The 13,812-nt window shown below is 45.2% G+C and carries 12 protein-coding genes; all 12 read left to right on the top strand.

The annotated features are described in order from the left end of the window. Positions 1 to 58: 58 nt before the first annotated feature. Positions 59 to 1,372, top strand: coding sequence for an exodeoxyribonuclease VII large subunit (gene xseA, locus NSS94_RS14735; protein ID WP_238437765.1), 1,314 nt, complete (start codon positions 59 to 61; stop codon positions 1,370 to 1,372). Then, positions 1,362 to 1,622 carry an exodeoxyribonuclease VII small subunit gene (gene xseB, locus NSS94_RS14730; RefSeq protein ID WP_013310814.1) on the top strand — a complete coding sequence of 87 codons (261 nt, stop codon included), beginning with the start codon at positions 1,362 to 1,364 and terminating at the stop codon, positions 1,620 to 1,622. The genes xseA and xseB overlap by 11 nt, the downstream gene beginning before the upstream one ends. Next, positions 1,594 to 2,517 (top strand): polyprenyl synthetase family protein, encoded by a 924-nt coding sequence (locus NSS94_RS14725; protein ID WP_069012726.1) that lies wholly within the window; start codon positions 1,594 to 1,596, stop codon positions 2,515 to 2,517. Before xseB ends, NSS94_RS14725 begins: the two co-directional genes overlap by 29 nt. A gap of 107 nt (positions 2,518 to 2,624) precedes the next feature. Further along, a complete protein-coding gene (gene dxs, locus NSS94_RS14720; protein ID WP_318627127.1) occupies positions 2,625 to 4,523 on the top strand; it encodes a 1-deoxy-D-xylulose-5-phosphate synthase in 1,899 nt (632 codons plus the stop codon). Between the two features lie 76 nt (positions 4,524 to 4,599). Continuing rightward, complete coding sequence (locus NSS94_RS14715) at positions 4,600 to 5,451, top strand: TlyA family RNA methyltransferase (RefSeq protein WP_029517267.1); 852 nt, start codon at positions 4,600 to 4,602, stop codon at positions 5,449 to 5,451. A 155-nt stretch (positions 5,452 to 5,606) separates the two neighbouring features. Next, the gene (locus NSS94_RS14710; RefSeq protein ID WP_029517268.1) at positions 5,607 to 6,083 is read left to right on the top strand and encodes a hypothetical protein; all 477 of its coding nucleotides are present in this window, start codon (positions 5,607 to 5,609) and stop codon (positions 6,081 to 6,083) included. A gap of 16 nt (positions 6,084 to 6,099) precedes the next feature. Then, complete coding sequence (gene ahrC / locus NSS94_RS14705) at positions 6,100 to 6,549, top strand: transcriptional regulator AhrC/ArgR (RefSeq protein ID WP_013310809.1); 450 nt, start codon at positions 6,100 to 6,102, stop codon at positions 6,547 to 6,549. Between the two features lie 58 nt (positions 6,550 to 6,607). Beyond that, the gene (recN, locus tag NSS94_RS14700) at positions 6,608 to 8,326 is read left to right on the top strand and encodes a DNA repair protein RecN (protein WP_029517269.1); all 1,719 of its coding nucleotides are present in this window, start codon (positions 6,608 to 6,610) and stop codon (positions 8,324 to 8,326) included. Between the two features lie 123 nt (positions 8,327 to 8,449). After that, positions 8,450 to 9,610 carry a SpoIVB peptidase gene (gene spoIVB, locus NSS94_RS14695; protein ID WP_069012724.1) on the top strand — a complete coding sequence of 387 codons (1,161 nt, stop codon included), beginning with the start codon at positions 8,450 to 8,452 and terminating at the stop codon, positions 9,608 to 9,610. A gap of 216 nt (positions 9,611 to 9,826) precedes the next feature. Continuing rightward, a complete protein-coding gene (gene spo0A, locus NSS94_RS14690) occupies positions 9,827 to 10,630 on the top strand; it encodes a sporulation transcription factor Spo0A (RefSeq protein ID WP_029517271.1) in 804 nt (267 codons plus the stop codon). Positions 10,631 to 11,010: 380 nt separating this feature from the next. After that, positions 11,011 to 11,760: a class I SAM-dependent methyltransferase gene (locus tag NSS94_RS14685; protein ID WP_029517274.1), complete on the top strand. Its 750-nt coding sequence runs from the start codon at positions 11,011 to 11,013 to the stop codon at positions 11,758 to 11,760. A 300-nt stretch (positions 11,761 to 12,060) separates the two neighbouring features. Continuing rightward, positions 12,061 to 13,761: a methyl-accepting chemotaxis protein gene (locus tag NSS94_RS14680; RefSeq protein WP_029517275.1), complete on the top strand. Its 1,701-nt coding sequence runs from the start codon at positions 12,061 to 12,063 to the stop codon at positions 13,759 to 13,761. The last annotated feature ends 51 nt before the right edge of the window (positions 13,762 to 13,812 follow it).

Here is a 13,812-nt window from a genome sequence, read left to right as displayed (position 1 = left end):
GCTGCCTGTGGCTGAACAACGTATTTACTCTATAAAGGACCTGAATCGTTATATCCGGATGAAATTGGAGTCGGATCAGGTGCTGTCTGATGTATGGATACGCGGGGAAATTTCTAATTTTACGCATCATTCAAGTGGTCACATGTACTTTACGCTCAAGGATGAGGGGAGCCGCATACGTTCGATTATGTTTGCAACCCATAATCAGCGGCTCCCTTTCGTACCGAAAGAAGGTACGCGTGTTATTGCCCGGGGAAACGTATCCGTGTACGAACGAGATGGACAATATCAGTTTTATGCGACTCAAATGCAGCCTGATGGTATAGGAAGCCTTTATTTAGCTTACGAGCAGCTCAAGCAAAAGCTGGATGCAGAGGGACTGTTTGATACTGCTCGTAAGCGTAACCTCCCTGCCCATCCAGTAACCATTGGCGTGATTACGTCACCGACTGGAGCGGCTGTGCGTGATATTATTACGACACTTCAACGGCGATACCCGCAGGCTGGAATTGTGTTGTATCCTGTGCTTGTACAAGGAAAAGGTGCCGCCCCCTCGATCGTCAAGGCAATTGAAACTATGAATCGTATGCAAGAGGTTCAGGTGATGATTGTCGGACGGGGAGGTGGCTCGTTGGAAGAACTGTGGGCGTTTAATGAGGAAGCGGTTGCGCGCGCCATTTACGCATCGGTCATTCCGGTTATTTCGGCAGTTGGACACGAAACGGATTTTACCATTGCCGATTTTGTGGCTGACTTACGTGCGGCAACGCCAACCGCAGCAGCCGAGTTGGCCGTGCCTAATCAGGCAGAGCTACGGGATCAGCTGCTCCAGCGGGAGCAACGGTTGCGTAACGCCCTCCGGCAGCGGCTGGAAACCAGCCGTGTACGCTTGGCGAGGCTTCAGCGTTCACCAGTCCTGCTGCACCCACGCCGCTATATGCTACAGCATGCAGAGCGAATGGACATGCTGCATCAGCGTCTAATCCGCGCAGCGCGTAACCGTTCTCGTTTGAACGCAGAAAAGAACGCACGTATGCGTCAGGTACTAGAACGGTTTAATCCGCGTGAACAAATTCGTTCAGCACGCAAGCAGACGGATATGGCGCAACGTCAGCTGGAGTCTGCGATGCGTGCTATTACGAAAACGGGACGGCAGCAGTTGCACACGGGAATTCGTCAACTGGATGCGCTGAGCCCACTCAAAGTCATGGCCCGAGGCTATAGCTTGGTATACGATGAGCAGGAAAAACGGCTGATTAAGTCGCTCAAAGACGTACAGCCGGGAGATTCCATCAAGATTAAAGTGAGTGATGGGCAGTTGGACTGCCAAGTATGGGGAATGAAGGAGGACGCGAAGCACGGTGGCGAATGAAACGGAATTGAATTTTGAAGCGGCTATGGCTGCTCTTGAAGAAATTGTCGGACAACTGGAGCATGGAGACGTTCCTCTGGAGCAAGCCATTGATTTGTTCCAGCGAGGGATGAAGTTGTCTCAACTTTGCAGTCAGAAGCTGGAGCAGGTTGAACGTAAAATTGAAATGATCGTCGAAGAGGATGGAGATTTGCGCAAGAAGCCTTTTGGTGGGGGACTGGATGAAAACGGCGGTGAAGGACTTGAATAGACCGTCGTTCAAGGAATATTTGACCGGGACGACGGATGCGGTTTCGTCCGCACTGACCGAGCAATTCCCGGCCGATTGGGACATTCCCGATGTTCTTCGAGAATCCATGAATTATTCACTCACCGCAGGCGGAAAACGGCTGCGGCCTCTGCTTGTGATCGCTGCTGCTGAAGCATTCGGTGGAAGCAGGGAAGCTGCGCTGCCAGTGGCATGTGCGGTAGAAATGGTACATACGTACTCCCTCATTCATGACGACTTGCCAGCCATGGATGATGATGACTATCGGCGAGGTAAGCTGACGAATCATAAGGTATACGGCGAGGCGGTTGCCGTCCTTGCGGGTGATGCTTTGTTGACCCATGCCTTTTACAGTATTGTGCAAGCAGGACGGCGTCACGGTGTTTCGTCTGATTCGCTATTGTCCATAGTTGAGGATTTGTCCGAAATGAGTGGCGCGCGGGGCATGGTAGGCGGACAGGTCGCCGATATGTCAGGCGAGCAAGGAATGACGGGGATCGAGGAACTGGAATATATCCATCTTCATAAAACTGCTGATTTGATTATTTTCTCGCTCTTGGCAGGTGGACGGATTGGTGGGGCGGACAAGGGTCAATTAGAGGCGCTTCGCCGCTTTGGACGAGACTTGGGGCTGGCTTTTCAGATACAGGACGATATACTGGACCTCATAGGCGATGAGAGTAAAATGGGTAAGAAAACGCAAAGTGATGTTGAACAAGAGAAGGTCACCTATCCGTATTTCATTGGTATGGACGCATCTTTGCAGCAGGTAGAGGAACTCACCGCATCTGCTAAAAGAGTGATAATAGAGAGTGGTATTCCCGATTCTTCTCGTTTGCTGGAGATAGCCGATTACCTGATGAAGCGTGATCATTAGTTGCGTTGGAGCTGTTTTGACTTGTCTGCGTTTAAGCACAGTCAAAAAGTGTGATATAATACTTGTTAACTTTACTCACAAACTTGAAGGAAAGCGGGGAGATATGCGTGCTGCTTCCACACATAAAGCAACCAGGCGATCTGAAATCACTGTCGGTTGAGGAGTTGACTTCTCTAGCCGAGGAAATCAGGAGCTTTTTGATTGAGAAGCTGTCCGTGACTGGGGGGCATCTGGCATCGAATCTGGGAGTGGTTGAGCTCACGATCGCCCTGCATTATTGCTATAACAGTCCGAAGGACAAGATGATTTATGACGTTGGGCACCAAGCCTACGTACACAAAATATTGACAGGGCGAATGGACCGTTTTGATACACTTCGTCAGCGTGATGGACTTTGTGGTTTTGTAAAAAGAAGTGAGAGCGAGCATGATGTTTGGGAAGCCGGTCATAGCAGCACTTCTCTGTCGGCCGCAATGGGAATGGCTTTGGCTCGAGATTTGAAGGGCGAGGACAATAAAGTCATTGCAATGATCGGAGACGGCGCGCTGACTGGGGGGATGGCCTTCGAAGCGTTGAATCATATCGGACATGAGCGCAAAAATTTAATGGTAATTCTGAATGACAACGAAATGTCCATAGCACCTAATGTAGGGGCCATGCATAATTATTTGAGTAAAATCCGCTCGGACCGCCATTATTTGCGGGCAAAAGATGAGCTGGAAGTTTTGCTGAAAAAAATACCCGCGATCGGCGGTAAACTTGCCAAATCGGCTGGCCGTGTCAAGGACAGTCTTAAATATATGATGGTGCCTGGTGTACTGTTTGAAGAGCTGGGACTTACGTATCTCGGTCCAGTGGACGGACATGATTTGCCGAAGCTAATCGAAACCTTCCAGCAGGCTGATAATGTCACTGGCCCTGTATTGGTGCATGTCGTAACCACCAAGGGCAAGGGCTATAAACCTGCGGAAGCAGATTCACACAAATGGCATGGAATCAGTCCCTACAAAATTGAATCGGGTCAGGTACTCAAAGCTGTAGGTAATCCGATGTATACGGAAATTTTCGGTCGAACGTTGATTGAGCTGGCTGAGCAGGATGAGCGCATCGTTGCGGTCACACCCGCTATGCCTGGCGGATCAGGTTTGGTACCGTTTAGTAAAGAGTTTCCTAGCCGTATGATTGACGTCGGCATTGCTGAACAGCATGCAGCTACCATGTGTGCTGCGTTGGCAATGGAAGGGATGAAGCCGGTGTTTGCGGTGTACTCCACTTTTATGCAGCGTGCTTATGACCAGATTGTGCATGATATCTGTCGTCATAATGCGAACGTAATGTTCGCGATTGACCGTGCAGGTTTTGTTGGGGCTGACGGGGAAACTCATCATGGCGTGTTTGATGTGGCATTCTTACGTCATATCCCCAATCTTGTGCTTATGATGCCAAAGGATGAGAACGAGCTACGTCATATGATGAAAACAGCGCTCGACTATGAAGATGGTCCAATTGCTTATCGTTACCCACGTGTTAATGTGGTTGGCGTGCCGTTGGATAAAGAATTACAGGCTATTCCCATCGGCAGTTGGGAGCTCCTGCGTAAGGGTGAGGGCTTTGCTGTAATTGCATCAGGACCGATGCTCCAGGTGGCGACAGAGGCTGCGGAGGCGATGAAACGGGAAGGTTTGCAAGTGGGCGTCGTGAATGCTCGTTTCCTGAAACCTTTGGACGAGGATATGTTGCGTGAGCTGGCTCGTCAGCATACGAAGCTGATCGTATTGGAAGAAGCTTCTGAAGCAGGAAGCTTGGGTAGCGCTGTACTGGAATTTTACGCTAAAGCCGAAATACAAGAGGCACAGGTGCGCCTAATGGGGATTCCCGATCTGTTCGTGGAGCATGGCTCCATCAAAGAGCAGCGTGCTGAAGTAGGTCTCACCATTGAAGATGTATGCTTAAAGTTGCGTAAATGGGCTGCTGAGCCAGCATATGGCATGGGACAATCTGTATAGGGTAACTTGAAGTGAAGACCATGACGTTTATAAAAAGTATGACAAGAGCAGCCTGGCTGCCTAAAGGGAGATTAACATGTCTGTTCCGAAGGAACGCATTGATGTATTACTTGTAGAACAAGGCTTTTTTGAAAGCCGTGAAAAAGCTAAAGCTGCGATTATGGCTGGGCTAGTGCTGGCGGACAGCGAACGGATCGAGAAGGCGGGGATGAAGGTACCACGCGCCAGCGAGCTTAAAGTTAAGGGTTCGGTGCATCCGTATGTAAGCCGTGGAGGATTGAAGCTGGAGAAGGCCATCCGTCAATTTGAGCTGGATATGAAGGGCAGGACAATGCTGGATATTGGCTCGTCCACTGGAGGTTTTACGGATTGTGCGCTTCAGCATGGAGCTGAATACGTATACGCCATTGATGTGGGTTATAACCAGCTGGATTGGTCGCTTCGTAATGATGAACGAGTATGCGTAATGGAGAAAACGAATTTCAGATATATGACACCCGCGGATTTGAATGGTTCCGTGCCGAATTTTGCTAGTATTGACGTTTCCTTTATTTCATTACGTATTATTTTGCCCCCGTTGCTTGCCTTGTTGCATCAACCTGCTGATATTGTAGCTCTAATCAAGCCGCAATTCGAAGCTGGACGCGAAAAGGTCGGAAAATCCGGTGTGGTCCGTGATCCTGCTACGCATAAAGAAGTGTTGCAGACCATTCTGATGTTTGCACATGAGCTTGGACTTACGCTGCAAGGTTTGGCTTATTCACCTATTACAGGTGGAGAAGGCAATATTGAATTTTTAGCGCATTGGCGTTTGGATGGGTTTCCTGCTGCAGAATCGCAGTTGGAGAAGATGGATTTCAGACCACTGATTGAACGTACCGTTCAGGAAGCAGGTCAGACTTTTAATAATGGTCCATCGCGTAAGTAACATTCAGGGGTTCTCCATGAGTTCTGTGAACTTAAGGGAACCTCTTTTTGGTGTGAGGGATTGATTATAGAACTCACGTTCGCCTATAATGAGATGTACAAAGGAAAAGGGATTTTACATCTTGTCCTAGAATATGTCCATGAGGTGATCGGTCCATGGACACAAGATATGATACGGTTATCATCGCTGTGATCGGGGTGATATTAGGAATATGGGCTTTGTATAGCCTACGTGCCTGGTTGAAGGAGCCAGAGCCGCTTGTGCTAAAGACGATACCGATTAACGAGGACTTGGACGAAGGACCTGCCACACACCTACTCGAAGAAGCAGGATATGAAGTAGTGGGCGGGAAGATGAAAATACCGCTTGCTTTTAAAGTGAACGGACATACCGTGTATAGCCGTTTGTTTATAGACTACGTGGCTGTACGAAACGGTTCGACATATATGGTCAAAACGTCACGCCGCAAGAAACCAATGGAGTGGAGTGGTCCTGATTTAAGGGACAGGCTCATGCCGTATTTATTGCTCTATCCGGGTTGCGCGGGTGTATTGTACGTTGATACGGACGAGCGAAGTATTCGCCTTATTACATTAGTGGAAGACCTCGAAGAAGAGGAATATGAAGGTTAATCCATAGGAGGATTATATGAAGGGTCAACGACATATTAAAATTAGGGAAATTATTTCACAACATGAGATTGAGACGCAGGATGATCTGGTTGAAGCATTGCGTAAGGCTGGTTTTCAGGTCACACAGGCGACCGTATCGCGTGATATCAAGGAGCTACTGCTCATCAAGGTCCCAATGGACGATGGCAGATATAAATATTCGATGCCTTCAGATCAGCGCTACAATCCAGCCCAGAAACTGAAACGTACGTTGGTTGATAACTTTTTGCATATTGACTACACAACCAATCTGATTGTGATGAAGTGTCTGCCGGGAACAGCCAACTCGATTGCTGCTTTATTGGACAATATTGAATGGTCCGAAATTATGGGTACGATTAGCGGAGATGACACCATTTTGATTATTTGCCGATCGGAAGAAAACAGCGAAGCTATCGTGAATCGTCTTATGGGCTACATTTCCTAATTATAATGGCTACGCATATTAGGCGTTTTAATTTGTACATCATAGAGGTGAAAGAACGATGCTGGTCACTTTGTCTATACGGAATTTGGCGGTCGTAGAGGCCGTCGATGTTCATTTTTATAAAGGGTTTCATGTGTTGAGCGGGGAAACAGGTGCTGGTAAATCCATTATTATCGATGCGCTTGGGCTAATTGCAGGCGGTAGGGGCTCTGCTGATTTAGTACGTTACGGTTGTGATAAAGCAGAGATGGAAGCCTTGTTTGAACTGCCAGTAAAACATCCCGTTTGGAATACACTTGAGGAACAAGGGATTAAGGCTAATGCGGAGGAGCATTTGCTAATTCGTCGTGAACTTACGGTTCAGGGAAAAAGCTCTTCTCGAATTAACGGCCAGATGGTTAATTTAACGATGCTGCGTGAGGTAGGTGAACAACTCGTCAATATACACGGGCAGCATGAGCATCAAAGCCTGCTACGTGCAGATCGCCATCTGGCGCTGCTGGATACGTTCGGTGATTCGGTGATCGGTCCGGTCAAAACGCTTTATCGGGAGCGTTACAATGCTTTTGTCAAAGCGGAAAAAGAAGTAAGAGAACTGCAAAGCTCCAGTCAAAAGGCTTATCAGCTTTTGGATATGTACCGATTTCAACTAGAAGAGATCGCTGCGGCGGAGTTGAAATTGGGAGAAGATGAATTATTGGCAGAAGAACGGGTCAAGCTATCCCATAGTGAGAAAATGATGGATGGGATATCAGGAGCATACGAACTCTTAAGCGGCAGAGGTGGACTGGATACGATCAATAACGTGTTGTCCAGATTGAACGATGTCCAAAACTATGACAGCAAAAGCCTTCAGCCCATTGCAGAGCAGATTCAGTCTGCTTTTTACCAGTTGGAGGACGCAGCATTCCAATTACGTTCTTATCGTGAGGATATTGAATTTAATCCAGGCAAGCTGCATGAAGTGGAACAACGTTTGAATCAAATTACCGGATTACAGCGAAAATATGGTGATAGTATAGAGCAGATTTTGGAATACTATAGCCGTATTGAGCAGGAAACCGATCTGCTGGAAAATAAAGATGAGCGGCTGGAGCAGCTCATTGCAAAACGGGACGAGTTGCTGTCCGATTTGCTTGAGATTTCGGAAGAGCTTACAGAAGCACGTGAAATTTGCGCTGAAGAGCTTGCAGAGCAAGTGGAGCAGGAGTTAAAAGACCTACAGATGGAAAGAACGTCACTCAAGGTGCGCATTGATCCAATTGAAGATCCACGCGGATATGAGTACAAAGGTCTGAAGGTAAGACCTACCAAGCAGGGCATTGATAATGCTGAATTTCTTATTTCCCCTAATCCAGGTGAGCCATTACGTCCACTTGGTAAGATCGCTTCAGGCGGTGAGCTATCACGTATCATGTTGGCGATGAAAAGTATTTTTGCGCGTCATGATCAAATTCCAGTACTCATTTTTGACGAGGTGGATACTGGGGTGAGTGGTCGTGCAGCTCAATCCATTGCCGAGAAGCTATATCGTTTATCTTCCGTTTGTCAGGTGTTCTCCATTACTCATTTGCCACAGGTGGCATGTATGGCAGATCATCAGTACCTTATTGAGAAAAATGTTCATGACGGACGGACCATGACTCAAATTGAGGGACTTACGGAGGACGGGCGTGTTAAAGAATTGGCACGGATGCTGGGCGGTGTGGAAATTACCGAAAAAACATTGCATCACGCACAGGAAATGCTGAATTTGGCGGAAGGAAAGAAAGCCTGAAAAGAGCGGCCGGCGTAATGTTTAACAGTTATAAAAGCCTGGGGGCAAGGTTACCTTATAGGTACGCAATTGGCGACCACCTTTACTCGTCAAGCGAAAGAAGCAAAGGGAGCGTGACAGCCATTGAATTTTTACTCCAGGATCAAATTGCTCGGTCTTTTGCTTGTTTTTCTTATGTGTTCTATCGGTAACGCTCAGCATGTGCAAGCAGCGCTGCCTCCACAAGCTTCTTTGGATTTGTTCGGTTCTAAAAGCGTGAGGACAACCCAAGAAAGTGTAATTCCCGATTTAAAAGTATACCCGGGAGGGCAGACGATTGGGGTTAAAGTAAAATCTTCAGGAGTGCTTGTCGTCGGTCACCATATCATTCAGGAAAGTAATGATCGTAAGGTATCACCTGGTGAAACAGCGGGGATTCGCCTAGGGGATCGGATTACACACATGAACGGCAAACCACTCAATAGCCTGGCAAGGGTTGCTGAAGTAGTAGACGAAGCAGGTAAGAATAAAAAGGCGCTCGACATTACGCTTTGTCGAGGTGAGCAGACCATTTCCACCAAGTTAACACCAGCATATGATCAGGATGATAAAGCATGGCGGCTTGGGTTGTATATTAGGGACTCGGCTGCAGGTGTAGGTACATTAACGTTTTACGCACCAGACCAAGGTGTATACGGGGCCTTGGGCCACGTAATTACCGATATGAATACCCAAACCCCTATTGTCGTGGGAAGCGGAGAGATTGTGCAGTCCAATGTGACATCAATTGCGAAAAGCCAAAGTGGGGAACCAGGAGAAAAACGCGCTCATTTTCTCAAAGATCATCGGGTATTAGGAAATATTGAACGAAATACGAATTTCGGAATCTTTGGGAAAATGTCAGATGAGCCGCAATATGGATTGTATTCGACTCCTATTCCGGTGGCTCTTGCGAATGAAGTAAAGGAAGGACCTGCAGAAATTTTGACTGTACTGGAAGGGCAACAAATTCAGCGGTTTCAGGCGGAAATTGTACACATTTCTCAGCAGGACAAACCGGCAACCAAAGGACTTGTGATTCGTATTGTAGATCCAAAGCTGTTGGATAAGACCGGGGGAATCGTGCAAGGAATGAGCGGTAGTCCGATCATCCAAAATGGTAAGCTTATCGGGGCTGTAACACATGTATTTGTGAATGATCCTAAATCAGGTTACGGTTGTTTTATCGAATGGATGCTGCGCGATGCAGGAATCATGCAGAATAACGTAAGCTTAAAATCATCTTCTAATCTTAAGGCGAGCTAGTGGCCTTAAGATTTTTTTGTCGAAAAGCAGGGGAATAGCTCATAATTGCAAGATAAAGAATCAATTATAATAGAAACTATAAAAAAAATAAATAAAAATAATTTTCGACAGAAGGAATTCATAATTCGATGTCGAAATCATATACTCCGACAAGAAATATTTATATACTGTAAACAGATATCACAATGGAATATCACTCAATGAGGAGGAAGTACATTGCAAAAAATTGAGGTATTGTTGGCTGATGACAACCGGGAATTTACGAATTTGCTTGCTGAATATATTTCCGATCAGGAGGATATGGAAGTTACAGGAATCGCCTATAACGGCGAAGAAGTGCTCCAACGCATCGCAGAATCCCGCAACATACCTGATGTACTTATTTTGGATATTATTATGCCTCATCTGGATGGTCTGGGTGTATTGGAGCGTTTGAGAGAAATGAACCTGACTCCACAGCCGAAAATCATTATGCTGACTGCATTCGGTCAAGAAAATATTACACAGAGGGCCGTACAGCTCGGGGCATCTTATTATATTTTGAAGCCGTTTGACATGGAAGTGCTGGCTAACCGTGTTCGCCAATTGGTGGGACCTCAGTTAGTTAACAGCAGTCCGGTGACCATTTCATCCATGCGGTCCAACGTTGTACCTATGGGTAAGACAAAAAACCTGGATGCCAGTATCACGGCCATCATACATGAAATTGGTGTACCAGCTCACATCAAGGGCTATCAATATTTACGTGAAGCCATTACGATGGTGTACAATAATATCGAAATTTTAGGAGCCATCACCAAAACATTATATCCGGCAATTGCCGAAAAGTTCAAAACGACGGCATCTCGCGTAGAACGCGCCATTCGTCATGCTATCGAGGTAGCATGGACCCGCGGAAATATCGACAGCATTTCACACCTGTTCGGTTACACCATTAATATCAGTAAGTCCAAACCAACCAATTCAGAGTTCATAGCGATGGTGGCAGATAAGCTGAGAATTGAGAACAAGGTGTCCTGAAAGGGCCAGAATGATTGATGAAGCAAGGAATTCTTGGGTTTTGACGTTTATCAATGATAATTGTAGGGACGGCTACGAATCTCCACAACAGCCGTCCCGATACCGATATACTTCTGAATAGTGGACAACTAATACCGCCTTTTTATTGGTTCTTCCAGACACCAGTAAAGGAGCGGTATTTTTTATAATTAAAACAATCTTTCAAATGAGGTGAATCGGATGTCTTTCCGTACTGTTCGAAGTATTTAGTTTCCGGGTTGGAAAAAAACGCGTACCAGCCGTCAAGGGGGGAGTCTATCCTTTTGACTAAACAAACTAAAATTTTGAATATCGGTCTGCTAGCCCGTAGCTTTTATCCTTATTTGGAAGGTGAAAAGTAAATGAATTCAATAGAGTATAAAGAGTTTTATGATAAGATTGGAAAAATCAACGGATGGGATTTCAGTAACGTGAAATGTATCTCCAAAGGCGTAAAATGGGACTTCTACAATGAAGTAGCGAAGACATGCAAGAAGTCGGACATATTGCTTGACATCGGTACTGGCGGCGGGGAAGCCATTTTATCAATAGCAGATTCTGCATTACTTCTAGTTGGGATTGACCATTCCACCGGAATGATTGAAACAGCAACCAAGAATTCTGCTGAATCAGACATAGCAAATGTTCGTTTTCTCCAGATGGGTGCTGAAAATCTAAATTTTCCTGAGAACTTCTTTAATGTAATCTCTTCTCGACACTCATGTTTTTATGCAAAAGAAATAGAAAAGGTGTTAGTAAAGGGTGGTATGTTCCTGACACAGCAAGTAAGCGAAAACGACAAATTAAATATTAAAGAAGCGTTTGGAAGAGGACAGGCATGGGGTGCTAAGAAAGACTCGTTAAAAGCTAAATATATTACGGAATTAAGTGATGCGGGCTTTAACGACATACAGTCATTTGAATTCAATGCAACCGAATATTATCAGACTCCTGCAGACTTAATATTTCTCTTGAAATACACTCCAATAGTTCCTAACTTCGGAGAAAAAGAAATTGATTTTCAAATACTCCAACAATTTATTTTGGAAAACCAAACCGAAATAGGAATAAGGACAAATTCAGAACGATTTATGGTGATTGCTAGGAAGTAAAACATAAAGAGATACCCGTTTTGGGTATCTTTTTTTTAAACTTAGAAGTTTGATGCAATAAGTGAATAAAGATTTGCAGCATCTCTCTTGCTATATATGACGGTACAATTGTTGGGAATTATAAAACATAATACTCTACAAGAGGTATATAATATAAACCTGAATTAGTTCCGCTAACCATCACAAAGAAAAATTTTCCTTTTGTAGACAGTTCTGAAATTCTCTTTAATTTTGATATAAACTATGTGTCGTTTCTTGTCGATATAGTATCTAATATAAAGAGAACTGAGGAGCGAATATATGAAATTTAACATTCGAACAAAATTGATATTGGGTTTTCTTGCGGTAATAATATTATTGATTGTCATTAGTACAACATCTATCTCAAAAATGAAAAATTTAGGCGACACTTCGATGGAAATAGATAGCCATTGGATGCCAAGTGTGACTATCCTGGGAACACTAAATGGTGATATATCTGATGTAGAGCGGATCTCATTAAACATTATTGTAGAACGCGACGCGGAGGAAATGGAGAAGGTTCAGGCCGAATTTGATAAGGTTCTAAAAAAGGTTGAGGACGGCCGAAAAACATACGAAAAATTAATTGCTACCCCTAAAGAACGCGAAATGTATGAAGAATTCTCCAAAAATTATACGGAGTATTTGGCTAAGTTGCCAGAAGTGATTGAAGCGGGTAAAGCTAATGATTACACTCAATCAAGCATCCTTCATCAAGAGTCCTATAAGTTATGGTATAGTTCAAACGATATGATCAGTCAGCTCATTAAATTGAATGCAGATGGATCTAAACAAACTACGAAAGAAGCGGTTGACAACTTTATTTCAGGTAGACAACTGGTCATCGTTTTGAGCGTTGCAGCCGTTATATTAGCATTGATCATGGCAATCATCATAGCCCAAATTATTTCTAAACCTATCTTGCGAATCAGTCGTGCTGCTGAAAGTATCGCATCGGGTGATCTTACAAGTGAAGCTATCATTGTGAAGGGCAAGGACGAAATCAGTACGTTGGCACATTCTTTCAATGTCATGGTTGAGAACCTTCGTGAACTGATTCAATCTGTGAGTAAGACGACTGAGCTGGTAACCACTTCCTCAGAAGAATTGACGGCCAGCGCAGAGCAAAATAGCCAAGCTTCTGCACAAATAACCGAAACGGTGCAAGAAGTAGCTACTGGAACAGGAGACCAGGTGCATATGGTGACGAAATCGTCCCAAGCTATTGAGGAAATGTCTATCGGTGTTGAGCAAATCGCCATCCGTGCGCAAAATGTATTTGCATCTGCGCAAGATGCGGCCCATAAATCGGCTGAAGGTAACCAGATGATTCAACAGGCAGTTACGCAGATGAATGCCGTGAATGATTCTATGAATGGATTGGCAGATCTCATGGCTGGATTGGGAGAGCGCTCAGACGAAATTGGCAAGATCATTGATGTTATCACCAATATTTCTAGTCAGACCAACCTTCTTGCCTTGAATGCTGCGATTGAAGCGGCACGTGCAGGAGAACATGGTCGCGGATTTGCTGTAGTTGCAGGCGAAGTTCGCAAGTTGGCTGAACAATCGGCTCATTCTGCTCAACAAATTACGGAGCTTGTGGGATTGATTCAAAAGGATACTACCCATGCTATTGAGGCGGTAGCGTCCAACGGGAAGGATGTCATGACAGGTCGTGAAGTTGTACAAAATGCAGGCGCATCCTTTGAACTCATTCAGGAAACCGTAAATAAAGTGGCCAGTGAAATTGAAGAGGTCTCTGCTGGATCGGAACAAATGTCTGCAAGTACCGATGAGATTGTTGGCTTTGTTAAACAAATTTCAGCAATTGCTGAGGAGGCTGCAGCCGGGACACAGCACGTGTCTGCTGCGACTCAAGAACAACTGGCATCGATGGAGGAAATTGCTTCCTCTGCAAGAAACCTGTCCAAAATGGCAGAAGATCTGCAAGGACAAATTGGTAAATTCAAAGTATAATTCATATACTGCTTTTTATGTCTCAGAGGAATAGCTGCTCTATTGTGAGCG

Origin of the sequence: Paenibacillus sp. FSL L8-0644 (assembly GCF_038008165.1) — a bacterium.
GTDB classification, from domain to species: Bacteria; Bacillota; Bacilli; order Paenibacillales; family Paenibacillaceae; genus Paenibacillus; species Paenibacillus polymyxa_D.
Note: the sequence above shows the minus strand (reverse complement) of the source record. Positions and strands in the feature narration are given on the sequence as shown.